At 64.4% G+C, this 23,096-nt stretch carries 24 protein-coding genes; 11 read left to right on the forward strand and 13 right to left on the reverse strand.

Annotation, left to right across the window (positions count from 1 at the left end; translation table 11 throughout):
• Positions 1 to 103 precede the first annotated feature (103 nt).
• Entirely contained in the window at positions 104 to 703 is a 600-nt protein-coding gene (locus AC0NIH_RS03880; RefSeq protein WP_473466472.1) for a DNA-3-methyladenine glycosylase, read from the forward strand.
• Here the strand turns inward: AC0NIH_RS03880 and AC0NIH_RS03885 are convergent.
• From AC0NIH_RS03885 to AC0NIH_RS03895, 3 genes are all read right to left on the reverse strand, one after another.
• Positions 693 to 974, reverse strand: coding sequence for a hypothetical protein (locus AC0NIH_RS03885; protein ID WP_473466469.1), 282 nt, complete (start codon positions 972 to 974; stop codon positions 693 to 695). The genes AC0NIH_RS03880 and AC0NIH_RS03885 overlap by 11 nt on opposite strands.
• A 70-nt stretch (positions 975 to 1,044) precedes the next feature.
• Complete coding sequence (locus AC0NIH_RS03890; RefSeq protein ID WP_473466467.1) at positions 1,045 to 1,746, reverse strand: phosphatase PAP2 family protein; 702 nt, start codon at positions 1,744 to 1,746, stop codon at positions 1,045 to 1,047.
• Positions 1,747 to 1,774: 28 nt separating this feature from the next.
• Positions 1,775 to 2,113, reverse strand: a complete 339-nt coding sequence (locus AC0NIH_RS03895; RefSeq protein WP_013892067.1) for a hypothetical protein — start codon at positions 2,111 to 2,113, stop codon at positions 1,775 to 1,777.
• A 169-nt stretch (positions 2,114 to 2,282) separates the two neighbouring features.
• Here AC0NIH_RS03895 and AC0NIH_RS03900 point away from each other — a divergent pair, with 169 nt between their 5' ends.
• Positions 2,283 to 3,680: a sensor histidine kinase gene (locus AC0NIH_RS03900; protein ID WP_023779940.1), complete on the forward strand. Its 1,398-nt coding sequence runs from the start codon at positions 2,283 to 2,285 to the stop codon at positions 3,678 to 3,680.
• The gene (locus tag AC0NIH_RS03905; protein ID WP_023779941.1) at positions 3,677 to 4,339 is read left to right on the forward strand and encodes a response regulator; all 663 of its coding nucleotides are present in this window, start codon (positions 3,677 to 3,679) and stop codon (positions 4,337 to 4,339) included. The genes AC0NIH_RS03900 and AC0NIH_RS03905 overlap by 4 nt, the downstream gene beginning before the upstream one ends.
• Before the next feature lie 261 nt (positions 4,340 to 4,600).
• On the opposite strand, the gene AC0NIH_RS03910 is transcribed toward AC0NIH_RS03905, so the two are convergent.
• On the reverse strand, positions 4,601 to 5,098 hold the full coding sequence (locus AC0NIH_RS03910) for a hypothetical protein (protein WP_473466464.1): 498 nt from the start codon (positions 5,096 to 5,098) through the stop codon (positions 4,601 to 4,603).
• 479 nt (positions 5,099 to 5,577) lie between these two features.
• Here AC0NIH_RS03910 and AC0NIH_RS03915 point away from each other — a divergent pair, with 479 nt between their 5' ends.
• Both AC0NIH_RS03915 and AC0NIH_RS03920 read left to right on the forward strand, forming a co-directional pair.
• Complete coding sequence (locus AC0NIH_RS03915; protein WP_473466462.1) at positions 5,578 to 7,581, forward strand: PhoX family protein; 2,004 nt, start codon at positions 5,578 to 5,580, stop codon at positions 7,579 to 7,581.
• A gap of 131 nt (positions 7,582 to 7,712) precedes the next feature.
• The gene (locus AC0NIH_RS03920) at positions 7,713 to 7,937 is read left to right on the forward strand and encodes a hypothetical protein (RefSeq protein ID WP_013892072.1); all 225 of its coding nucleotides are present in this window, start codon (positions 7,713 to 7,715) and stop codon (positions 7,935 to 7,937) included.
• Between the two features lie 83 nt (positions 7,938 to 8,020).
• Here the strand turns inward: AC0NIH_RS03920 and AC0NIH_RS03925 are convergent, their stop codons facing one another.
• The 3 genes from AC0NIH_RS03925 to AC0NIH_RS03935 all read right to left on the reverse strand — a co-directional run bounded on the left by AC0NIH_RS03925 (position 8,021) and on the right by AC0NIH_RS03935 (position 10,484).
• Entirely contained in the window at positions 8,021 to 8,701 is a 681-nt protein-coding gene (locus AC0NIH_RS03925) for a GNAT family N-acetyltransferase (RefSeq protein ID WP_224689246.1), read from the reverse strand.
• Positions 8,698 to 9,183 carry a MarR family winged helix-turn-helix transcriptional regulator gene (locus AC0NIH_RS03930; RefSeq protein ID WP_473466459.1) on the reverse strand — a complete coding sequence of 162 codons (486 nt, stop codon included), beginning with the start codon at positions 9,181 to 9,183 and terminating at the stop codon, positions 8,698 to 8,700. Before AC0NIH_RS03930 ends, AC0NIH_RS03925 begins: the two co-directional genes overlap by 4 nt.
• 113 nt (positions 9,184 to 9,296) lie before the next feature.
• The gene (locus AC0NIH_RS03935) at positions 9,297 to 10,484 is read right to left on the reverse strand and encodes a flavin-containing monooxygenase (RefSeq protein WP_473466457.1); all 1,188 of its coding nucleotides are present in this window, start codon (positions 10,482 to 10,484) and stop codon (positions 9,297 to 9,299) included.
• A gap of 407 nt (positions 10,485 to 10,891) precedes the next feature.
• On the opposite strand from AC0NIH_RS03935, the gene AC0NIH_RS03940 reads away from it, so the two are divergent.
• Positions 10,892 to 11,929, forward strand: coding sequence for a phosphatidylglycerol lysyltransferase domain-containing protein (locus AC0NIH_RS03940; RefSeq protein WP_473466454.1), 1,038 nt, complete (start codon positions 10,892 to 10,894; stop codon positions 11,927 to 11,929).
• Positions 11,930 to 11,996: 67 nt separating this feature from the next.
• Here the strand turns inward: AC0NIH_RS03940 and AC0NIH_RS03945 are convergent, their stop codons facing one another.
• Both AC0NIH_RS03945 and AC0NIH_RS03950 read right to left on the reverse strand, forming a co-directional pair.
• A complete protein-coding gene (locus AC0NIH_RS03945) occupies positions 11,997 to 12,758 on the reverse strand; it encodes an ABC transporter permease (protein WP_013892077.1) in 762 nt (253 codons plus the stop codon).
• Positions 12,755 to 13,681, reverse strand: coding sequence for an ABC transporter ATP-binding protein (locus AC0NIH_RS03950; protein ID WP_473466451.1), 927 nt, complete (start codon positions 13,679 to 13,681; stop codon positions 12,755 to 12,757). The genes AC0NIH_RS03945 and AC0NIH_RS03950 overlap by 4 nt, the downstream gene beginning before the upstream one ends.
• On the opposite strand from AC0NIH_RS03950, the gene AC0NIH_RS03955 reads away from it, so the two are divergent.
• The 3 genes from AC0NIH_RS03955 to AC0NIH_RS03965 all read left to right on the forward strand — a co-directional run bounded on the left by AC0NIH_RS03955 (position 13,680) and on the right by AC0NIH_RS03965 (position 16,521).
• Positions 13,680 to 13,907: a hypothetical protein gene (locus AC0NIH_RS03955; protein ID WP_473466448.1), complete on the forward strand. Its 228-nt coding sequence runs from the start codon at positions 13,680 to 13,682 to the stop codon at positions 13,905 to 13,907. The genes AC0NIH_RS03950 and AC0NIH_RS03955 overlap by 2 nt on opposite strands.
• Before the next feature lie 243 nt (positions 13,908 to 14,150).
• A complete protein-coding gene (locus AC0NIH_RS03960; RefSeq protein ID WP_023779952.1) occupies positions 14,151 to 15,512 on the forward strand; it encodes a cytochrome ubiquinol oxidase subunit I in 1,362 nt (453 codons plus the stop codon).
• 4 nt (positions 15,513 to 15,516) lie between these two features.
• Positions 15,517 to 16,521, forward strand: a complete 1,005-nt coding sequence (locus tag AC0NIH_RS03965) for a cytochrome d ubiquinol oxidase subunit II (RefSeq protein ID WP_473466445.1) — start codon at positions 15,517 to 15,519, stop codon at positions 16,519 to 16,521.
• 25 nt (positions 16,522 to 16,546) lie between these two features.
• Here AC0NIH_RS03965 and AC0NIH_RS03970 read toward each other — a convergent pair whose 3' ends face one another.
• Entirely contained in the window at positions 16,547 to 19,138 is a 2,592-nt protein-coding gene (locus AC0NIH_RS03970) for a helix-turn-helix transcriptional regulator (protein WP_473466443.1), read from the reverse strand.
• A gap of 222 nt (positions 19,139 to 19,360) precedes the next feature.
• On the opposite strand from AC0NIH_RS03970, the gene AC0NIH_RS03975 reads away from it, so the two are divergent.
• Both AC0NIH_RS03975 and AC0NIH_RS03980 read left to right on the forward strand, forming a co-directional pair.
• Positions 19,361 to 19,633 carry a DUF4242 domain-containing protein gene (locus AC0NIH_RS03975; protein ID WP_013892082.1) on the forward strand — a complete coding sequence of 91 codons (273 nt, stop codon included), beginning with the start codon at positions 19,361 to 19,363 and terminating at the stop codon, positions 19,631 to 19,633.
• Positions 19,634 to 19,976: 343 nt separating this feature from the next.
• The gene (locus tag AC0NIH_RS03980) at positions 19,977 to 20,480 is read left to right on the forward strand and encodes a hypothetical protein (protein ID WP_352712337.1); all 504 of its coding nucleotides are present in this window, start codon (positions 19,977 to 19,979) and stop codon (positions 20,478 to 20,480) included.
• 233 nt (positions 20,481 to 20,713) lie between these two features.
• Here AC0NIH_RS03980 and msrA read toward each other — a convergent pair whose 3' ends face one another.
• From msrA to AC0NIH_RS03995, 3 genes are all read right to left on the reverse strand, one after another.
• Entirely contained in the window at positions 20,714 to 21,439 is a 726-nt protein-coding gene (gene msrA / locus AC0NIH_RS03985; RefSeq protein WP_473466440.1) for a peptide-methionine (S)-S-oxide reductase MsrA, read from the reverse strand.
• A gap of 190 nt (positions 21,440 to 21,629) precedes the next feature.
• Positions 21,630 to 21,929: a hypothetical protein gene (locus AC0NIH_RS03990; RefSeq protein ID WP_473466437.1), complete on the reverse strand. Its 300-nt coding sequence runs from the start codon at positions 21,927 to 21,929 to the stop codon at positions 21,630 to 21,632.
• 107 nt (positions 21,930 to 22,036) lie between these two features.
• Complete coding sequence (locus tag AC0NIH_RS03995) at positions 22,037 to 22,741, reverse strand: DUF1223 domain-containing protein (protein WP_473466434.1); 705 nt, start codon at positions 22,739 to 22,741, stop codon at positions 22,037 to 22,039.
• Positions 22,742 to 23,096 lie beyond the last annotated feature (355 nt).

Genomic DNA, 23,096 nt, shown 5'->3' on the forward strand with positions numbered 1-23,096 from the left:
CGACCTTCGCTAACGGCCGTGAGGTGGACCGTGGTAGGACGGTCCATCAAACAACAGTCAGAGAGGTTTGGCATAGATGGGCCCCCCTGAGAACCCGGCCGCCATGACCTCCTACCGCCCGATCGCCCGTTCGGAATTGCCTGACGATACAGCCGCTCTCGCCCGTTATCTTATCGGCAAGGTGGTGGTACGGGAATTGACCGAAGGCGTGGCCAGCGGCCGCATCGTCGAGACCGAGGCGTATGTCGTCGGCGATGCCGCTGGGCATGGCTACCGGGGCATGACCCCGCGCAACCGTTCGCTGTTCCTCGAGCCAGGGCACGCCTATGTCTATCTCGCCTATGGCATCTCATACATGCTGAACGTCTCGAGCGGGAAGGAGGGCACCGGCACCGGCGTTCTGATCAGGGCTCTCGAGCCGCTCGAAGGCATCGCGATCATGCGACGGAACCGCAGTGTCGAGCGCCTGCGCGATTTGGCGCGCGGACCGGGACGGCTGGCGATGGCGTTGCGGATCGATCGTTCGCTCGACGGGCTCGATCTTTGCCGGAAGGGCCCGCTATGGCTCGCAAGCGATAATCACGCACCCGGCGACATCGGGCAGGGCATCAGGATCGGCATTTCGAAGGATGCCGACCGGCTGCTGCGGTTTTATGTCAGGGGCAACCCATTCGTCAGCGGTCCAGGATCGCTCAATCGATAAGGACGCGGCCGCTCTCTTCCTCCCGATGGAAGTTGGACGCGAAAAGACTTCCCCGCCAATTGCACTCGGCGCGTGTCTTCTGGTCGGTACGGCCAAGGCCGATGCGGCATGTATCCGCGCGGCAGCGATCATTCGCCGGCCCCTTTTCCATTTTTCTGATACTTCCCGGAAATTGCAGGCTAGGGTGTTTTGGGTTTGGGCAGGGGGTAATGCGATTGACCATTTTCAGGGCGTTGATGACATCGGCATGCCTGGTGTCGACAATTTTCATGCTGACGGGATGCGGGCACGTGATCAACCGATTGATCTGACGCACAGCCGAGGCGCTCGGTCAGACCCCATCAGGTATCGTCGCTCACCATCTTGCGCCGCTGCAGGAACCGCGCCACCAACCAGCACAGCATCGCCCAGGCGAAGCCCGCGCACCAGCCCGCCAGCACATCCGACGGCCAGTGGACGCCGAGATAGATGCGGCTGACGCCGACCAGCACCGCCGTCAGCACAGCGAGCGACAGAACGTAGATCTTGGTCGCCCGGCCATGCAGGAAGCGCGCCGCCAGTGAACCGAGCGTGAGGTAGGTCACCGCCGACAGCATCGCATGGCCGCTCGGGAAAGAGAGCGACGTCTCGTTGACCAGATGCGAAACGAGTTCGGGCCGGGGCCGGTCAACGCCGACTTTCAACAGGCTCGACAGAAGCTGGCCGCCGGCCACGGCGACGAAGATGAGAAGCGCGGTTCCCAGTCTGCGGATCAACAGCAGATAGATGATCGTCGCCGTCGTGATCAGCACCAGCACGCTGGTGCTGCCGAGGCTGGTGATGTCGCGCATCGCCCCTTCCAGCCATAGCGGGCCGAGCGGAACGCCGGGCTGCCCCGCTTGGCGGAAGGCAAGCAGGATCTCGGTGTCGAAGGCATGCGGCTCGGTTGTCCGCGCCAGTTCCATCAGTTCCACGAAGCCCCATAGCCCGCCGGCGATAACCAGGCCGGCCAGCAGGACCGGGAATTCGATCCGGTTGAGCAAGGTGGTGGCGGTGTCTTTCATCGGATCGGTATCGCAGCCGTCATCTCTATCATCGTCCTTGCAGATAGGGCCCGAGCGTGATCAGCGCCACCGCGGCGATCGCCAGCAGGATGCCGGTCGCCTGCAGTGCGTTGACGCGCTCGCCGAAGAACACCAGCGCCACGACGTTGACAGAGACCAGCTGGATGACCGCCGAGAGGCTGAACGACACCGACATGCCGAATTCGCGGATCAGCCGCAGCATGATGAGATTGCCCAGCGAATAGAGCGCGAGTGTCAGAAGGATCTTGCCCAGGCTCGGCGCCAATCCCCATTGCTTGGCCGCGGTCGCCGCCAGAAGGAAGATGACCGTAGAAAAGCCAAGCTGCAGCAATCCCGAAAAACTCAACGTCCCCTCCCCTAGAAGCGGCGCCCGCCGCGTGTGCCGCGGCCCTTGTTTCCGAAGCGCGCCGGGACGTCAAGCGGCCTCGTTCAAACGAAGGCCTTGGCAACGGCAAGACGGAGGCTCAATGTACCGACGCCGCTCAGCCTGTCGATCGAAGGGCGGTCAGGGGCTCATGATACGCAGCATCTTTCAGAACTTGGCGCGGCGCTGGAGCGAGCTTTCGCTCGCTGTGCAATTCCTCGTTGCCGGCGGCTTTGGCCTTCTGGTCGTCATGCTGCTGGTGGGTGCCTGGGTGACGACGCAGATCCGGGACGGCGTCACCCGCAATTCGGCCGCCACGACGGCGCTTTATGTGGACAGCGTGATCGCGCCGCTGCTGCCCGACCTGCGCAAGAGCGAGGAGCTCAGCGACTCCGTCAAGCAGGCGCTCGACGAAACGCTCGGCCAGGGCGCGCTCGGCAAGCGCCTGGTCTCGTTCAGGCTCTGGCGCCGCGACGGCACCGTGCTCTATTCGAAAGACTCCTCCTTGATCGGCCGCCGCTTCGATCTGAACGACCACCTGCGTTCCGCCTTCCAGGGCAACGTCGCTGCCCAGTTCGACACGTTTGACGAAAACGAAGAGAAGGAGCGGGCTTCGGGCGAACCGTTGCTGGAGATATACAATCCCGTGCGCGAACCCTGGTCCGGCGATGTGGTGGCGGTCACCGAATTCTACGAAATCGCCACCGATTTCAAAGCCACGCTGGCCTCCGCCCTGCTGTCGAGCTGGCTGATCGTGGCCGGGACCACCTTGACGGCATTCCTGCTCCTGTCGGGGATCGTGCTGCGCGGCAGCCGCACCATCGACGACCAGCGCGGAGCGCTGCGCCGCCAGGTGTCGGAGCTGCAGGGCCTGGTGGCGCAGAACAGCGCCTTGCGGCAGCGCGTGCAGCGGGCGTCCCGCCGCGCCACGGCGCTCAATGAAAGATATTTGCGCCGCATCGGCGCCGACCTGCATGACGGGCCGGCCCAACTCGTGGCCCTGGCGGCGCTGCGCATGGACAGCCCGGTGTTTACCGGCGATGACCATTGGGAGGGGAACCGCGCGACCGAGGTGGCAATGATCCGCAAGACGCTCGAGGATGCGATGCAAGAGATACGCGGCATCTGCAACGGCCTTGTCCTGCCACAGATAGAGACGGCCGCGGCAACGGAAATATTGCGGCTGGCCGTCAAAGAGCACGAGCGCCGAACCGGAACGTCGGTGGCGCTCACGCTGCCAGGGCAGTTGCCCGAACCCGGCGCTTCGGAGAAGATCAGCATCTATCGTTTCGTACAGGAAGGGCTGAACAATGCCTATCGCCACGGCCGGGGCAAGGATCAGGCGGTGGCCGCCGGAATGAAAGGCGGCCGGCTCTTCGTCGAAGTATCGGACGGCGGGCCAGGCTTCGACCCGGCGACACGGGTCGAGGGATTGGGGCTCGCCGGCCTCAGGGAGCGGGTCGAAAGCATTGGCGGCCAGTTCGAAACCTTGACCGGACCGCAAGGTACGCGCTTGGTGATCAGTTTATCGGTTGAGGAGCAAGCATGACCGAGACCATTCGTATCGCCATCATCGACGATCATCCGCTCTTTCGGGAAGGCGTGACGCGCAGCCTGTCGGAGATCGGCGGCTTCGAGATGGTCGGCGAAGGCGCGACCGCGCAGGACGCCGAACGCATCGCGTCGACGGCGCGGCCCGACATACTGCTGCTCGACATCTCCATGCCGGGCGGCGGCCTGACCGCGGTTGCAGGCATCCTTGCCAACCATCCCGCCCAGAAGATCGTCATGCTGACCGTTTCGGAGGCCAATGCCGACGTGACCAAGGCCCTGAACGCCGGGGTACACGGCTATGTCCTCAAAGGTGTCGGGTCGCGTGCGCTCGCCGACATCCTGCGTAACGTGGTGGCAGGCGAGAGCTATCTTTCGCCGATGCTGTCGGCGCGGCTGCTTTCGGATCTCCAGTCCCAGCAGCCCGCCGACGGCATGGCGGACCGGCTGCGGCAACTCACGGAGCGGCAGAGCGAGATCCTGCGGCTGGTGGCGGAGGGGCTCAGCAACAAGGAAGTTGCCCTGCGGCTGGATCTGCAGGAGAAGACCGTCAAGCACCATATGACCGGCGTGCTGTCGAAACTCAACGCGCGAAACCGCACCGAGGCGGCCCTGATGATGCGTGAGTTTCGCGACCGCGACCGGAACCGCGCATAGACGCCGTCGCTATGCCGGCGCCATGCGGGAAACCGCGCTAGAACATTTCACCGTTTCAAGGAAACGGCGAACCGCTCTTCCCTTTGTTTTTACGCAATTCCCAAGGGAAAGCGCTACGCGCTTTTCTCGAGAAAACCGTGTCACACTTTTCCTGGAATTGCTCTAGCTAGGCCGGATAAACGAGGTCACCTCCGCCGGGGGCGGCGGAGGTGACATGCGAAGCCGGCCGTTGCCTGTTGACCAGCTCCACAAGGCCCGGATTCACAAAGCATTAAGACGTTTGACATCGGCCGGCGTGGCCGGGCGGTCGACGATCGTTCGGTCGAGCGCATCCTGCATTCTGAAACGGCCGTTCTCGATCTTTTCCGTCAATCCGTCCGGGTGCTCGACCGTGATCGTGCTGCCATTGATGTCGACCTTGTCGCCGGTCGCCGCGTTGACATGGCTGCCGCTCTGGCCCTTGCCGGAGGCGGCGCCGCCTTTTCCGGAATTGCCGCCGCTATTGCCGTTGCCGTTCCCGCTGTTGCCATTGCCGCTGTTGCCGCCGCTATTGCCACCACCGTTGCCGCCTCCACTACCACCGCCGTTGCCACCGCCATTACCGCCGCCATGGCCACCGCCGGCGGCCTGTGCGCTAGCGGCGTCGATTCCAAGGGCGGCGCCGTGAAAGGCAATCTGATAGGGGGCGAGAGTCAGCGCCAGGAAAGCCGCCGATCCGAGCGTCAGCCGTCGGCAACGGGCCGTGATCGATCCGTACATCCTGATCTCCGTCGATTGAGCCGGCGTGCCCATCCCAACGTTGCAGTGCAACCAACATCGCCGAAAGACGTGGTGACCGGAAGCAACCTCCGACCGTTGCGTTTGTCACCCAAGACCTTTGCAAGCGCAAGCTTGGACTAAAGTCCCAGCTCGGATGCCTGAGAACCCGCCTCGCGGGAGCAATGGAGCGGCCGCGCCGCGCATCACCGCCGACGGGAGACAACAGCCGTCGAGCCTGAAGGTCACCTCGGGCGGAAGTGGCGGAGGTGGCGGAGGTGGCGGAGGTGACGGAAAGAACCCCTTGCCTGACCTGTTCAAGAACCCATTTCGCGGCTCCCCGGCACAAGCGGATACGGCCGCCTTGCCGGCGTTCGCGGAATGTCGTTTAAAAGTGACTTCTCATGTCACGAAAATGTGACCGGCCGACTGTAAGGGGTCGAAAGACACAAGCTCCAGCCACTCCAAAGCCAGAGGCCCCAATGACCGAACATCGCGCCCCCGACGCCAAATTTCGCACCAGCCTGCTCGAGGAAAACGACGGACCGGCCATCAATCCCACCGACAACCGCACCATGGGCGAGATCATCGCCGCGCGGTTTTCGCGCCGGGGGTTCCTGAAAGGATCGCTCGCCGTCTCGGCGATTGCCGCCACCGTCAGCCCGCTGGCACTTGTCAGCGCCGACGAAGCCCGTGCCGCGGACGGCTCCGCCTTCAAATTCGACGAACTCGAGGCCGGCATCGACGACAAGCACCATGTCGCGCCGGGCTATGACGCCGACGTGCTGTTGCGCTGGGGCGATCCGCTGTTTGCCGATTCGCCGGAGTTCGATCCGGCCAAACAGTCGGCCGAAGCCCAGGCGAGGCAGTTCGGCTACAACAACGACTATCTCGGCTATATCCCGATCGACGGTTCCGCCGAGCATGGCCTGCTGGTGGTCAACCACGAATACACCAATCCGCATCTGATGTTCCCCGGCATCGTCAAGATCGTCGACAAGGACGGCAAGAAGGCGGCCGAAGTGGCGCCGCTCAGCAAGGAGCAAGTCGATGTCGAGATGGCCGCGCATGGCGGCACCATCGTCGAGATCCGCAAGGTCTCGGGAAAATGGCAAGTGGTGCGCGACGGCAAGCTCAACCGCCGCATCACCTCGAACACCGAAATGGCCCTGTCGGGCCCGGTCGCCGGCCATGACCGCGTCAAGACCAATGCCGATCCATCGGGCACCAAGGTCATCGGCACCATCAACAACTGCGCGGGCGGCGTCACGCCCTGGGGCACCTATGTGATGTCCGAGGAGAACATCCACGGCTATTTCTCCGGCGAACTGCCGGAGGGTCACAAGGAAGCCGCCAACTACAAGCGCCTCGGCATCCCGGAAGGGGCTTACGAATGGGGCGCGCATTACGACCGCTTCAACCTGGCCAAGGAGCCTAACGAGGCCAATCGTTTTGGCTGGATCGTCGAGGTCGACGTCAACGATCCGACTTCGACGCCAAGGAAGCGCACCGCCATGGGCCGCTTCAAGCATGAGGGCGCCGAATCGATCGTCGCCAGGGATGGCCGCGTCGTCTTCTATCTCGGCGACGACGAGCGCTTCGACTATGTCTACAAGTTCGTCACCAAGGGCACCTTCAATGCCAATGACCGCGCCGCCAACAAGGACCTGCTGGACGACGGCACGCTGCATGTCGCCAAGTTCGCCGAGGATGGTTCGGTGGAATGGCTGCCGATCGTCTTCGGCCAGGGGCCGCTGACGGCCGAAAACGGCTTCGCCGGCCAGGCCGACGTGCTGATCGAAACGCGCCGCGCCGCCGACCTGCTCGGCGCCACCAAGATGGACCGCCCGGAGGACATCCAGCCCAATGCCGTCAACGGCAAGGTCTATGTCATGTTGACCAACAATTCCAAGCGCAAGGCCGACCAGGTCGACGCCGCCAACCCGCGCGCCGAAAATGCCTTCGGCCACATCATCGAAATATCGGAAGAGGGCGGCGATTTCGCCGCTGCCAGAGGCAGATGGGAAGTGCTGCTGAAATGCGGCGATCCCTCGGTGGCCGATGTCGGCGCCACCTTCTCGACGGCGACGACGGCCAATGGCTGGTTCGGCATGCCCGACAATTGCGCGGTCGATTCGGCCGGGCGCCTGTGGGTCGCCACCGACGGCCAGGGTCCGAAGGCCACCGGCCGTACCGATGGCCTGTGGGCGGTCGACACGGAGGGATCGGCGCGGGCGACCTCGAAACTGTTCTTCCGCGTGCCGATCGGCGCCGAAATGTGCGGCCCGCTGTTTGCGCCCGACGACCAGACCGCCTTCGTCGCCGTCCAGCATCCGGGCGACGGCGGCGAGGACTGGGAAGCGTTCGGTCGCCCATCCTATTATGAGGATCTGTCGACCCGCTGGCCGGATTTCAAACCGGACATGCCGGTACGGCCGGCGGTTGTCGCGATTACGAAACAGGGTGGCGGCAAGATCGCTGTCTGATATCAGGCGCCGGTTTGCAATTGCGGGATGGGCCTCGGCGATCCGGGGCCCATCCGGCCTGAACCGTTCAAGCCTCGGGAAAGATTGGCAATTTAGGAATGGCGCCCTAACTCTTCCTTCAGGAGACCGCCATGCCTAAGTCCGTTTATGACCGTGGCCTGCTCAAACCCGATGATATCGCCAGGCTGCAACGCGTGTTCGACGAGGCCTGCCGACGGCGCGAAGCGCGTCCCGAATCCACCGAGGCGCGCGAGTTGGCTCTCACCCTGCTTGCGCTCCACAATGCCGGCATGGTCGACGAGGACATGCTGATGGAAGCCGTCGGTTTCCGGCGGCTGGAATCGAAATCGGCGTGAACGCCAGGGGCAAGGAACTGCTCGGGCTTTTTGGGGTGGCCGGTTCCTGGCGGAATGCCGTTTCACATTTTCCTGGGGTCGCTCTATCTGGCACGCTGAGCGACAGCCACATTGATCGTGCTTCTAAGTCTGAAGCCGATGGATTCGTACAGCTTTATCGCGCCTGTGTTGGTGGCATATGCGTGAAGATAAGGGATTTCGCCGCGGGCTAAAATCTGATTCGCGACGAACACGGACAACAGCCGGCCGAGGCCGGCGCCGCGAAATTCCGGATGCGAACACACGCCGCTGAGTTCGCTATAGCCAGGCTGCTTCATGCGCTCGCCGGCCATCGCCACCAGCCTGCCCTCAACCTTCACGCCCCAGAAGTCGCCGAGGCTCAGCGCCCCTGACGTGAACGGGCCGGGCTTGGTGAGCGTGGCCAGTGCCAGCATCTCGGCCACATCATCGTGCGTCAGGCGCTGCACGCGCTCATCAGACACGGCCTGCACCGGCGCGTCGGCGAGCATCTGAACGGCGGTCGCCGACAGTGTTGCCGAGAGGCCGGCCGGAAGGACAATCGCGTCGGCCTGTAGCATGATCACGCTTTCGCTTGGATCGACAAGGTCACTGAGCGCCCGCAGGCTTTCAGCATCGTCCGCTGCGGTGGCGGCAAAGAGGGCGATCGACGGCGAATAGCGTCTGGCGAGTTTGCCGCCTTGCGCGAAAGCCCGATGCCGCGTCTCCAGCGCGCTCCAGACGGGCCGGTCGAGAACATGTTTCATTGCGCTGCGCCCTTTTTCACACGCCGATCGAGCGGGGCCATGGCCAGGCCGTCCTCGATGGCGGCGAGTTGATCGAGAAGCGGCCCCGAAAGATCCCGGCACAGATCCGCGACGGCGCGCTCGATGCGCGGCCAGACGTCCCGTTTCGCAACGTCGACCAGGCGCTGGCCCTTCCTGGTCAGCGAGACCATCTTGCGCCGCTGGTCGCCGTCCGACTGGATGGCTTCGACCAGGCCCAACTCGGCCAGAAGCGACACGCTTCGCGTCACGCCGGGCTGCGTGAGCCCGAGCGACTGCGCCAGTTCGCCGACAGCCAATGGCCCCAGCCTGTCGAGCGCGGCCAGCAACGGGTACTGGCTCGACTGAAGCGGAACCTTCAGGCCATCGAGCACGCGTTGCGCATCGGCCTGCAATTGCTCGCCTATGCGCTTCAGCCGGCTGCCCAGGCAGAGATATCCAAGGGATCGCAGAACATCTTCCATGATCAATCCGTTCGATGCATAACCATAACATGTTATATAACAAGGCAAGTAAATAAGTCAAGGCGATGGCGGACAGACGAATATCCGACGTTTTTCCGTCGCCTCGACCTGAATCAGCCCGATGCGCCGGATACGGAGGAGGAGCCGGCAATTCGCCTGGCGATCGCCTTGGCCAGTATGGCGGCATTGGCGAAACAGCCGCGAATGCTCGGCCGCATGCCGGTGAACCAGAGGCCCGGCAGTTTCGGATCGGCCTCGCCGCCGTTGAAGAGCGGAACGCCCTTGTTGTCGAGCACGCCGAGATTGCCGACCATGCTCTCCAGCCCGGTGCGGTAGCCGGTCGCGGCAATGACGATGTCGGGATGGATCAGGCTGCCATTGGCGAGGATCACGCCGTCGCGGGTGAACTCCCGTATCGCCGGCACCACGACGATCTTGCCCGATTTGATGGCGTCGACGGCGCCGTCATCGGCGGCGATCGCGGTGTAGTCCGAGGTCAGGCGGCTGACGCCGCCCGACGGCGCGGGCGGCATGCCGAATTTGGTGAGGTCCCCGAAAACCAGGCGCTGTGTCGCCGCGATCACCGCATCGGCAATGCGGGTCGGCAAGCGCGCCATGAGCGGCGAAAGCCGGTGCACGGCAATCTTGCCGATCCGCTTGGGCAGAAGGGCGGGGCCGTTGCGGGCCGACAGCCAGATCGCGGACGTATCCACATCGGCCAAATGATTGAGCGCGTCGAAGCCCGAATTGCCGGCGCCGACGACCAGCACCTTCTTGCCGGCATAGGTCGTCGCGTCGCCAAAATCCGCCGAATGGACGATCCGGCCCGCAAAGGTCAGCATACCCTTCCACTGCGGCGTGAAAGGCTGCCTGTCGCGGCCGGTGGCGACAACGACATGACGCGCCAGGCGCGGCCCGGCGCTGGTGCGTATGGCCCAATGATCGCCCCTGAAGACGATGGTCTCGACGGCAACGCCAAACTCCACCGGCAGGCGGTTCGCCTCCCTGAAATCGTTCATGTGGCGGATGACGACCTCCCTTGGCGGAAAAGCGGGTGTACCCGTCGGATAGGCAAGGCCCGGCAGCGTCGAGAGATCGCGGTGAGTGTTGAGACGCAGCTGCCGGTGCCGCCGATGCCAGGGCTCGGCCAGCCGGCTTTCCTTTTCCAGGATCGACGTCGGCACGCCGGCCTTCATCAAAGCCTGTGCGACAGCCAGTCCGGCGGCGCCGGCGCCAATGACGATCGCCGGCTCGACCGCCGCCACCTGTTCCATCATCTGTCTGGTTGTCGTATCAGCCATTCACTCTTCGGTCCCGTTCAACCACAATAGCATCCCCGCAAGGCTCGCAGGGCGCTGGAACCGTCTGATTGCGGGCAGGATCCCCGATACAGCGGATCGGCAGCGATTTTCGAGGCCCGCGCCAAGCTGCGGCTGCGCTCCGGAGCATTCCACCGCCACGCCGGCCGGAGCCGATTGCCGGCTTCTGTCCCAATACATCGCGCCCTATATGGCATATCGGCGGCATCGGCGATAATCAGGTCGCGGCAATGTGATTGATTCGAGGTCCGGGGGCGGATCCCGTTACCGACGCAGGAATTCGAAACCGGCAACCGATTTCGGCTTCCCGCGAAAAAACAAGGCGCCGTGGCGCGTCCTGCGTGTCGACAGACACGTCGCGCCACAGACGGCACGCGGAAATCTCGACCATGCCCTCCTTGCGGATCTATTTCGACAAAATCCTCGAGGGCGCCTCGCCCAAGGTCGAGCGCCAGGGACTGACGCATGTCGAACGCCTGGCGATCGTGCGCCGCCACGGCGATTTCTCGCTCGCCTATTCCACCGCCGTGCAAGCGAAGCTCTCCTATTTTGGCGACGCCGACGGCTACATCGCCTTCGGCACCAAGATGAAGCATCATTTCGCGCTTGGCGACCCGGTGGCGGCGCCGGCCCGGCGGCCCGACTACATCAGGCGCTTCGTCGAGACCGCCGGCGACCCGTGGTTCGTGCAGATCGGCGAAGAGACCGCGCGCGTGCTGGCCGGGCTCGGCTACAAGGTCAACCGGCTGGGCATCGACACCCGCCTTGTCCTGCCCGAACATGATTTTTCCGGCAAGCGCAACGAGACCGTGCGCTATTCCGAACGCTGGCTTTCAAAGAAGGGCTTTTCGTTCGACGAGGACAAACGCACGATCCATCTCGACGAGATACAGCGGCTCTCCGACAATTGGCGCGGCGACCGCATCGTCAAGCGCTGGGAAATGGGGTTCCTCAACCGTCCGTTTTACGATCAGCTCGGCACCGACATGCGCCGCTTCGTCCTGCATGGTCCGGACGGCGACCTTATTGCCTTGCTCGATTTCGATCCGATATTTCGCGACGGCAAGGTCATCGGCTACACCACAGCCTTCAAGCGCAAGCATATCGATGCCTCGCCGCACGCCGAGATCGGCCTGACCAAATTCGCGGTCGACCGTTTTCGCGAGGAAGGCATTTCAGTGGTCACGCTTGGCCTGTCGCCGCTCGTCGATGTGACCCAGAGCGGGTTTGCCGAAAGCGATTTCTGGCGCAACACCTTCCAGCGTGCCTATTCGTCGCCATGGGTCAACCGCCGCAGGTTCAACCTGCAAGGCCAGGCGGCCTTCAAGCGCCGTTTCCATGGCGTCGAAGAGCCGGTCTATGTCGCCTTCCGCAAGGGGACTTATATCGAGATGCTGGGGCTGCTACGGCTGGTCAAGGCGATCTAGGTCTGCCGCTATTCAAGTGATGCCGGCCCGGCCTGAATCTCGACAGACCTGCCCGTGAGTGCCCGCCTCAATTCCTCAGCCGATAACCCGTCCGGAAGATCCAGGCGACGATCGCTATGCAGACGGCCAGGAACACCAGCGTCATGCCGAGGCTGACGCCGACCGAGACGTCGGCCTTGCCGTAAAAACTCCAGCGGAACCCGCTGATCAGATACACCACCGGGTTGAACAGCGTGATCGTCTTCCAGATGCCGGGCAGCATGTGGATCGAATAGAAGCTGCCGCCGAGGAAGGTCAGCGGCGTGACGATCAGCAGCGGCACCAGCTGCAGCTGCTCGAAACTCTTCGCCCAGATGCCGATGATGAAGCCGAACAGGCTGAAGGTCACCGCCGTCAGGATCAGGAAGGCGAGCATCCAGAACGGGTGTTCGATGTGCAGCGGCACGAACAACGAGGCGGTGGCCAGGATGATCAGGCCGAGGATGATCGATTTGGTGGCCGCGCCGCCGACATAGGCGATGACGATCTCCAGATACGAGACCGGCGCCGACAAAAGCTCGTAGATCGAGCCGACGAATTTGGGGAAGTAGATGGCGAAGGAGGCGTTGGAGATCGACTGCGTCAGAAGCGACAGCATGATCAGCCCCGGCACGATGAAGGCGCCGTAGCTGATGCCGTCGATCTCGGTGATGCGCGAACCGATGGCCGAGCCGAAGACGACGAAATAGAGCGATGTCGAGATGACCGGCGAGACGATGCTCTGCAGCACGGTGCGAAAAGCACGAGCCATTTCCATCCGGTAGATCGCCCATACAGCGCGAAGGTTCATGGCTCCCTCCTCACCAGATTGACGAAGATCTCCTCGAGCGAAGAGTTCTGCGTGTCGATGTCGCGGAACTGGATGCCGCCGGCCTCGAGGTCGCGGATCAGCGAGGCGACGCCCGGCCGCTCGGCCTGGTTATCATAGGTGTAGGTCAATTGCCCGCCATCCGGCGACAGCTCCAGCGCATAGTGCGAGAAGGCTTCCGGGATCGTCGTCAGCGGATTGCGCAGTTCCATCACCAGCCGCTTGCGGCCGAGCTTGCGCATCAGTTCGGCCTTGTTCTCGACCAGGATGATCTCGCCGCGGTTGATGACGCCGACACGGTCGGCCATCGCCTCGGCTTCCTCGATGTAATGGGTGGTGAGGATGATGGTGACGCCGTCCTCGCGCAGGCGGCGCACCATCGCCCACATGTCCTGGCGCAATTCGACATCGACGCCGGCGGTCGGCTCGTCGAGGAACAGGATGCGCGGCTCATGCGACAGCGCCTTGGCGATCATCAAGCGCCGCTTCATGCCGCCCGAGAGCGTGATCGCCTTGGCGTCCTTCTTGTCCCACAGCGACAGGTCCCGCAGCACCTTCTCGACAAAGGCGTGGTTTGCCGGCTTGCCGAACAGGCCGCGGCTGTAATTGACCGTCGCCCAGACGCTCTCGAAGGCGTCTATGGTCAGTTCCTGCGGCACAAGGCCGATGAGGCTGCGCGCAGCGCGGTAGTCCTTGCCGATGTCGTGGCCGTCGACGATGACCGTGCCGGTCGAGCGGTTGACGATGCCGCAGACGATCGAGATCAGCGTCGTCTTGCCGGCGCCATTGGGGCCGAGCAGCGCGAAAATCTCGCCGCGCTCGATGTCGAGATTGACTTCCTTGAGCGCCATGAAGCCGGTGGCGTAGGTCTTGGAGACCCCGGAAATGGTCAGGATGGAGGGCATGGGTGAAAAAGGCTGCTTGAAAGAGATTTTTGTTGCGGTGAATGTCGGTGCGCAGGGCCGGAAGTCAATGCCGCTCCTGACAATTCTGGACAAAGCCATGCCATTCTGGGCGACATGCAGTGGCAAAGTGCCGGCCCGGGCGGGCCAGCAGTGGATGCGGCTGGATAGTGCCTATTCGTGCGAAAAGAGCTTCCGGTCCAACGCTCGCTGGCTGTCCTTGACGTAGAATTTGTCGTCAGCCGCCAGCCTGCCAAGCGCCGCCGATCGGCGTGTGCGCGAAGCCGTGATCAGTCTGAAGATGCGCAAGTTCGCGGACGCGCTTGGCGAGGTACCCGAAACGACGGCGTAGAGCCGCATGCGTCATATTGGCGGGGCGCTGCGGCGTTCCGCCTCGCGGCGGGAAGCCGCTTTGACCGACCGGCGAGACGGGCCTATCTTTCGCGAATATTGGAAGCAGCCGGAGCCTGCCATGGACCCGCTCATACTGTCGCGCATGCAGTTCGGCGCGAATATTTCGTTCCACATATTGTTTCCCGCGATCACCATTGCGCTTGGCTGGGTGCTGCTGTTTTTCAAGCTGCGCTACAACGCGACCAATGATTCCGCCTGGATGCGGGCCTATTTCACCTGGGTGAAGGTGTTCGCGCTGTCCTTCGCCATGGGCGTGGTCTCGGGCGTCACCATGAGCTTCCAGTTCGGCACCAACTGGCCGGGCTACATGGAAACGGTGGGCAACATCGCCGGGCCGCTGCTGGCTTACGAAATCCTCACCGCCTTCTTCCTGGAGGCGGCCTTCCTCGGCATCATGCTGTTCGGCTTCCGCCGCGTGTCGAACCGCATCCACACGCTGGCGACGGTGCTGGTGGCCGGCGGCACCACCGTCTCCGCCTTCTGGATCATCGCGCTCAATTCCTGGATGCAGACGCCGACCGGCTTCGAGATGATCGACGGCAAGGCGCACGCCGTCGACTGGTGGGCGATTGTCTTCAATCCGTCGATGCCCTACCGGCTGGTGCACATGCTGCTGGCATCGGGCCTGACGGTGTCGTTCCTGATCGCCGGCCTGTCGGCGCTGCGCTACCTCTACGGCGACCGTTCGGAATCGATGTGGAAGGCGCTGCGCACCGGCGTCTTCACCGCCGCGATCCTGATCCCGATCCAGATCCTTGCCGGCGACCAGCATGGGCTGAACACGCTGGAACACCAGCCGCAGAAGATCGCCGCGATGGAGGCCAACTGGAACACCGGGCCCAACGTGCCGCTGGTCCTGTTCGCACTCCCCGACGAGGCGGCAAAGGAGAACAAATTCGAGATCACGATTCCGGATGGGGCGAGTCTGATCTTGCGGCACTCGACAAGCGGCGTGGTGCCGGGGCTGAACGACTATCCCGGCAATCATCCGCCGGTCTTTCCGATCTTCTGGAGCTTCCGCGTCATGGTCGGCACCGGCCTGCTGATGCTTGTCGTCTCGTGGTCGGCGGCCTTCTTCCTCAAGCGCCGCCACAGCCTGCCGAAACCGCTCGCCTTGCTGATGGTGCCGATGGCGCTGTCGGGCTGGCTGGCGACGCTGGCCGGCTGGTACACCACAGAGATCGGCCGCCAGCCCTGGCTGGTGACGGGCGTGCTGAAGACCGCCGATGCCGTCGGCCCGGTCGCCGGCAGCCATGTCGCGCTGACGCTCGCCATCTATCTCATTCTCTACGTGCTTTTGCTGATCGCCTATCTCGGCGTGCTGGTGCATCTGGCGCTGAAGGCGGCGAAGGACGGCGATAGATCGCCGCTGCCGGGCGTGCTCAACGCACCGATGTCGCAGCCGGCGGCGGGGGAGTGAGAAAATGACCTACGACTGGCCAACCCTGCTTCCCCTCATCTTCGCCGGCCTGATGGGCCTCGCCATCCTGATCTACGTCATCCTCGACGGTTTCGATCTCGGCATCGGCATCCTGTTCGCAGCCGCCGAGGATGCCGAGCAGGACACGATGATCGCCGCGATCGGTCCGTTCTGGGACGCCAACGAGACCTGGCTTGTGCTGGCCGTCGGCCTGCTGCTGGTCGCCTTCCCGATGGCGCATGGCGTCATCCTGACCGCACTCTACATCCCGGTGTTCGTGCTTCTGGTCGGGCTGATCCTGCGCGGCGTCGCCTTCGATTTCCGCGCCAAGGTGCCGACCGAGCGCAAGCACCGCTGGAACCGTATTTTCTTCCTGGGATCCATCATCGCCTCCCTTGCGCAAGGCTATATGCTTGGCGTCTATGTGCTCGGCCTCGATGTCGGCCTGGGCGGCATGGCGTTCGGCGTGCTGGTGGCTTTCTGCCTGGCCGCCGCCTACGCGGCGATGGGCGCGGCCTGGGTGATCTACAAGACCGAAGGCGATCTGCAGAAGAAGGCGGTGCGCTGGCTGCGCACCGCACTGGTGCTGACCGCGCTCGGCATGGTGGCGGTGTCGCTGGCGACGCCGTTTGCCAGCCCGCGCATCTTCGACAAATGGTTCGTCTGGCCGCAGATGCTGTATCTCTCGCCGCTGCCTATCCTGTCGGCGCTGCTGTTCCTGTGGCTGTGGCGGCAGACCTTCCATCTGCCGAAGCCCGACGACCGCCATGCGCTGACGCCGTTCCTGACCTTGGCCGCGATCTTCATGCTCGGCTTTGCCGGCCTTGCCTGGTCGTTCTATCCGTTCGTGGTGCCCGACAAACTGACCATCTGGCAGGCGGCCTCGGCGCCGGAAAGCCTGGCCATCATCCTGGCCGGCACCGTGGTGGTGCTGCCGATCATCATCTTCTATTCCTTCTATGCCTACCGCGTGTTCGGCGGCAAGGCGACGGACCTGACCTACGACTGACGCACCGGCGCCGGTTGCCGGAGTTTCAGATCAGTCCGGAATCGCGTGCCGCCGCCGTCGCCTCGCCACGGGAAATGGCGTCCAGTTTTCCCAGAACCGCCGAGACATGGTGATCGACCGTCTTCGGCGAAATGGCGAGGTGCTCGGCAATCCGCTTGTTGGAGAGGCCGCGCTCGATCAGTTGCAGCACTTCCATCTGGCGCTGCGTCAGGCCGGCGCTGTTGGCGCGCGTGGTCTGGCGCGGGCCGCGCGCGATGTTGTTGACGCCGTTGCGCCGCATGATCTCGCGCACCTTGTGTGCCACCGCCCCGGCGCCGAGGCGCTCGAAAATCTCCAACGCCGACCGCTGCGCCGGCTCGTCGCCCTGCATCAGCGCGAGCCCGCGCTCGAAGGAAGCGCCCATTCCGGCCCACACATCAGCCGCCCCCCGCCAGTCGCCGCCCAGCAGCATCCGGTAGGGTTCGGCCATGCCCGTGGTGTCGCCGGGGTCGCAATCCGGCGCCAGCACCTGCCGCCAGCAGGCCAGTTCGGCGAATATGGCCCGCGTCGGCGACAGACTCTCGGCAGCGTCGATCAGGTCCAGCGCCTCGTCCGTGTCGGCTTGCCCGAGCCATGCCCGCTCGGCCATCAGCAACGCATAGGGCGCCAGCCTTTGCAGTTCCCCGCCCTTTTCCAGGAAGCGCATCATCTCCTCGAAGAGCGGCGCGGTGCCGGGGTCGCCGCGCCGGACCCGCAGCCTGGCCAGCGCCACCACGGCGGGATACCGCACAAGAGCCGTCGCCTGGTCATTGGCAAGAAGGTCGAGCGCCTCGGCCTCCGCCAAATCCCATTGTCCCTGACGCAGCCGCAGCTGGGCCAGCACGCCGCGCATGTAATCGCGCCAGGTGACGAGGTCGTTTTCGACGCAGTAGTTGATGCCGCGCTCTAGCAGGGATCGCGCTTCGCCGTAGCCGAGCTGGTTCATCTCGACACAGGCGCTGTTGGTGAAGGCGCGCGCCGCGTGCTCCTGAAAATTCTGCTCGATGGCGATTTCGAGGCTCTGGGCGAGGCGCTGGCGGCCGCTGGCCAGATCCAGCCATTGCTCGGCTGATCCGACATTGTTGAGCGCGTGGCAGAAGATGTCGGGCCGGTCCAGAAGTCCGGCCAGCTTGATCGCCTTGTCTCCCAGCGACAATGCCTCATCCAGCCTTTCGGACAGCATCGCCAGCTGCGAGAGATTGGAATAGGCCATCGCCAGTTCCGGGCCGGCGGGCGCGGTCTCCAGCAACGCGACGGCCTGGGCGCCTAGCAAATCCGCGCTCTTTCGATCCCCGAGCAGATAGGCGAAGCGCGACAGGCACCTGAGGCTGTTGCCTTCCTTCAGCAATTTGCCCAGGTCCCGCTGCAGCTTGCGCGCGTGTTCCTGCGCCGCGATGGCGTCGTCGATGCGGCCGATCAAGTGGCATTCGAAGGCATATTGCTCGTAAAGCGCGGCACGCTCTTCGGCGGGCAGGCCGTCCGCCTGGCGCAAGGCAACTTCATAGTAACCGGCGGCGTCGCGATGAGCGCCAACCCTTGATGCCTCGCGCGCCGCGAGCGGCGCCAACTCCCGCACCACCTCGAAATTGCTTGCCTCGACCGCGTGATGCACCAGACGCGCGGTGGCGATGTCTCCCCGTTCGAGCAGCGCCGACAGAGCCCGCTGGTTGAACTGCCGCCTGTGGCTGGTCGTCAGCGTCATCTCGATGGCGCGGCGGGCGATCTCATGGCGGAAAGCATAGGCATCGCCCAGATCGTCCAGCAGCCCGTTCGACACGCATTCGGCCAGCTGGCCGGCGCTGGCGACGCCGCACAGGCCCTGCAAGGCCCAGGCGTCGGCACGGCGCGGAAACACCGACACCGCGTCCAGCATCGAACGCGCGCCGGCGGACAGCCGCTCGGCGCGCGCCAGCACGGCGTCGCGCACACTGGCGGGCGGCATCGTCTCGTTGTCGGCGCACAAAAGCTCGGTGACGAAAAAGGCGTTGCCGGCGGTGGCCCGGTAGATGGCTTCGCCATCGCGCCCGGCGGTGGCGGCCAGCGACCGCACCGCGGCCTCGCTCAGCAACGGCACCTCGATGCGGGTAATGCTACCCGCCGGAATTTCGCCGAGCGCGCGGCGCACGCGCATCTGGCCCTCGCTGCGGTCGGTGCGCGCCGTCAGGAGCAGCAGGATGTGGGTGTTGGCAATCCGCCGGCCGAGGAACCTGATGAAATCGAGGGTCGCGTCGTCGGCCCAGTGCAGGTCCTCGATCACCAGCAATGTTGGCCGGCCCTTGCTCTCGAACACTGCCAGGGCGTCGGAAAACAGGGGAAGTCTTTGGCCCTGCCGGGCGTCGATCGCCTGCGGCAGCGGCCATTGCGCCTCGCGCGCCAGATCGTAGAGCGGGCCAAGCGGGTCGGGGATCGACAGGTCCTCGCACGCGGAACGCAAGATGCGCGCCCGCTCGCCGGCATCGGCGATGAAGGCCTCGACAAGCGCCGATTTGCCGGCGCCCGCCTCGCCTGACAAGGCCGCTACGTGGCCGTGGCCGCGCGTGGCTTCCGCCAACAGGCCGTCCAGGTGCTCCAGCTGTGTCTGCCGTTCCAGAAGCATCATCATCCGCTCGATTGTGGCCTGATTTGCCGTCGTGTCGCGTTCAGCCACCACTATAGGTGGGTTCGGTATCCGCTGTGTGGCTCCGGACAACCAACGTTGCAAACATGGGGAATCGTCCCGGCAAATATGGGGAATGGTTCCGATGCGCGGGTTTGGCGAGCGTGGTCAAAGGCCCCAGCGCTCGAAACCGAGTGTCAAATCCATGAAAAAGGGAAACCCGATATGCCTCGCTATGTTGTTGAACGTACTTTTCCGGATGGTCTCAACGTGCCGATGAACGAAGCCGGCGCCGATGCGATGGGCGGCGTCATCATGCGCAACGCCGAGAAGGGCGTCACCTGGGTGCAGTCCTTCGTCTCGGCCGACAAGAAGCAGAGTTTCTGCGTCTATGACGCGCCCTCCCCGGAGGCGATCCGCGCCACCGCCCAGAAGAACATGCTGCCGGTCGACAAGATCACGGAGGTGCGGGTTCTTGACCCTTACTTTTACCGTTGATGCCGACAATGAGCATCCAACTGCCCTTCGCGGTTATGGCGGCTTGCCTCACCACGCGTCCAGCGAGGTGTGGGCGGCCTCGAGGCCGGTCGGACGCGGCCCATTACTGGGCCGGGTTCTCCGGCGGCTCGCCTCGTTGCTGTTGCCACCATTGCGCCCGCGCCGGCGCCGCTTGCCTCCGCAGGGCGACTATCTGAGACGCGACATCGGCCTGCCGGAGCTCGTGGAGCTGCCGCAATACTGGGACTTCACCCGGTCGAACCGCTGATCCAGTCCAGATCCGACTTCGCAGCGGGGGCGGCAGGCCGCTCCTGGTGCACCCTCAATAATGAATAGAGAGACAATGAACATCCATCTGTGGACCAAGCACCTCATCAACCTGTCGGTCCTGTCGATCGCAGCCACGGCGGCCAGCGCCCATGACAGCGGCGCGCTGGACGAGAAGGTGCGCAAAGCCAACGGCCGTTTCGAGAACGTCGCGACGGCCACCGCGGAAGGCTATGCGCCGATCCCTTGCGCCAGCGGCATCACCGGCGGCGCCATGGGCATCCATTATGTCAACGCGGCCTACCTGAAGGACGATGCCGTCGATCTCGCAAAGCCCGAGGCCGTGATGTACGAGCCGATGGCGGACGGCAAGCTGAAGCTGGTGGCGGTGGAATACATCACCTCGAAAGGGCCGGCCTCGCTCGAAGGCCAGCTGTTCAACTTCAACAGCGCGCCCAACCGCTATGGCCTGGGCGCCTTCTACGAGCTGCATGTCTGGGCGTGGAAGAAGAACCCGACCGGCACCTTCGCCGACATGAACCCGAACGTGTCGTGCGACGCGGTGACGATGAGCGACTGAACCGGATGCCGGCATCGCGCCCGGCTCCATCGCTGGTCTGACGCTTTTCCTGGAATTGCTTCAGCCCTGGTGTGGGACGATCCCAAGCGTGCCCACGCCAGGCCAAGGACCGATCGGCGTCAGCCCATATACTGGGCTGGGGGCGGGTGGCATACCGATTGGTCTCGGGGGCGCGGGGAGTGTTAGCTCCCCGCGCAAACCTTCACCTGCTTGCCTGCAACCCGTTGGGTACTTCAGTTGCTGGCCGCCTGCACCAGCACCGGCTTCTCGCTGTAGAGATTGGGGAACAGCGCCTTCAGGTTCGCCACCTTGGGCAGATCGTTGTAGGCGATATAGGGATAGGTCGGGTTCAGCGTCAGGAAGTCCTGATGGTAGTTCTCGGCCGGGTAGAAGGTCTTGCCGGTCTCGATCGTGGTGACGATCGGCTTGGGATACAGCTTGGCCTGGTCGAGCTGGGCGATGTAGCTCTGCGCGATCTTCTTTTGCGCATCGTTTTCGGCGAAGATCGTCGAGCGGTACTGGGTGCCGGAATCCGGACCCTGGTAATTGAGCTGGGTCGGGTTGTGGGCGACCGAGAAATAGACCTGCAGCAACTGGCCGTAGGTGACCTTCGACGGGTCGTAGGTGATCTCGACGGATTCGGCGTGGCCGGTGCGGCCGGAGCCGACCGTCTCGTAGACGGCGTCGTCCTTGGCGCCGCCGGTGTAGCCGGAAACGGCCATGCTGACGCCCTTGACGTGCTGGAACACGCCCTGCACGCCCCAGAAGCAGCCGCCGGCGAAGATTGCCTTTTCGCTGCCGCCGGCGGCCTTTTCGTCCATCGCGGGCGGCGGGATCACCACGGCGTCCTCCGCCGAGACAGCCGGCGTCAGCCAGAAGGTGGCGCCCACGGCGGCGAGCGCCAAGGCTGCCAGCGCGCGCCTGGCAAAGCCGATCGAACGGTTCTTGGTATTGATCATGGTTGCACTCCTTATGGCTTGCATTGGGACCAGTCTATTGGATCAGATACGACGGCGCGATGCGTGAGTTGCGGAATGAGCTCACATTCGTGTGCGCCATGCACTTGCCGGACATGCACTTTACGAGAACTCCAGGGACTGTCCCCGGCTGGACAGGGAGCCCGCCAGGGACAGCGGCCACGGCCAATGTTCAGTTGGCCGGAGCCATGGCATCCGCCGGCTTCATCGCGTCGGCAGCGGGTTTCATGGCGTCCGCCGCCGGCTTCATCGCATCCGCCGCGGGCTTCATGGCGTTGTCGGCGGGCTTCATGGCGTTGGTGGCCATCGGATCGGCCGGCTTCATCGCATCGGTTGCCGGCTTCATGGCGTCGGCCGCGGGCTTCATCGCGTTAGTGGCGTCGTCGGCGCGGGCGATGCCGCCGGCCACAAGCGCCGTCGAGCACAAAGCGAGAGCGAGCGCCGGCAGTGTCAGGCGGGAAAGAACGGTCATGGTGGTCTCCTTGGGTGGGCTCGCGCTTCGGCGGCCGGGGTCTTGCGGCGCCGCTCGTGCGGCGTTGCGCAAATTCTGCGGGAGCGTGATCTTCGCTCCGGTGAACTCTAATTGGTCGCCGCGGCCAGGATCGGCCCGCCGCCCGGCGACTGCACCAGCACGGCGGTGCTCAAGCCGCCGGACGCCGCCGGCAGATCGAGCGCGGTGGCGTCGCCGGTCCAGCCGCCGAGCCTTGTCAGCGCATGCACGACATTGGCGTGCGGCAGCGTGCGGCCGGTGTTTTCGCCGCGCGCCACCGGCACCTCGACGACGCCCTTGGTGTAGCGCACCAGCCAGACATCGGCCTTGCCGCCCGGCACCGAACCGGCGCCGATCACGGCCTTGCCGCCATCGAGCGACAGCGACGGGCCCTTGGTGCGGCCGGCGCTGGAGATCAGGCGCTGGATTTCGCCGGACGCGGCGCCGACGCCATCGGCATGGCCATTGACCACCACTTGCGGCGTGAACGGCCCGTCGCGACCGAGCGCCGGCTCGTAGCGGACCTGGCGCTGGGTGAACTCTTGTCTGCCGAACGTGTCCTTCCAGCCGAGATAATCCCAGTAGGTGACGTTGAAGGACAGCGCCAGCACGCCGGGCTGGTCCTTGACCTTGATGAGGTTGGCGTTGGCCGGCGGGCAGGAGGAACAGCCCTGGCTGGTGAACAGCTCGACCACGGTGAGCGGCTGCGCGGCCGCCGCACCGAGGCTAGCCGCGAGCGCAAGCGCGCCCAGGCTGGACAACAGGGCGAACCTTCCGGCTGATGATCTCGGCATCGACTTTGCTCCGTGGGGACGGCGCTGCGATGCGCCGCCGATATCCCCACTTCGCCGCCCTCCGCCGCTTCGTTACAGCGCTCACCGGTTTGTGATCGGGAGGCGCCTCTCTGGGGCACCGGAGATTGGCGAAGGCGCAGCAGCAGCCGATCTCCCCCCTTGAGGGGGAGATGGCCGGCAGGCCAGAGGGGGGGCGCCGTAGAGCACCACCGATGCGGTATCAACACGCATCGCCACGCGACAATTCGGTGACCCAATCTGTCAATGAAACGTGGGGCAGGAAGGATGAACGCCGGCAAGGCCGGCGGGGCAGCGCCCCCTCTGGCCTGCCGGCCATCTCCCCCTCGAGGGGGGA

This window comes from Mesorhizobium sp. WSM1386 (assembly GCF_055901595.1).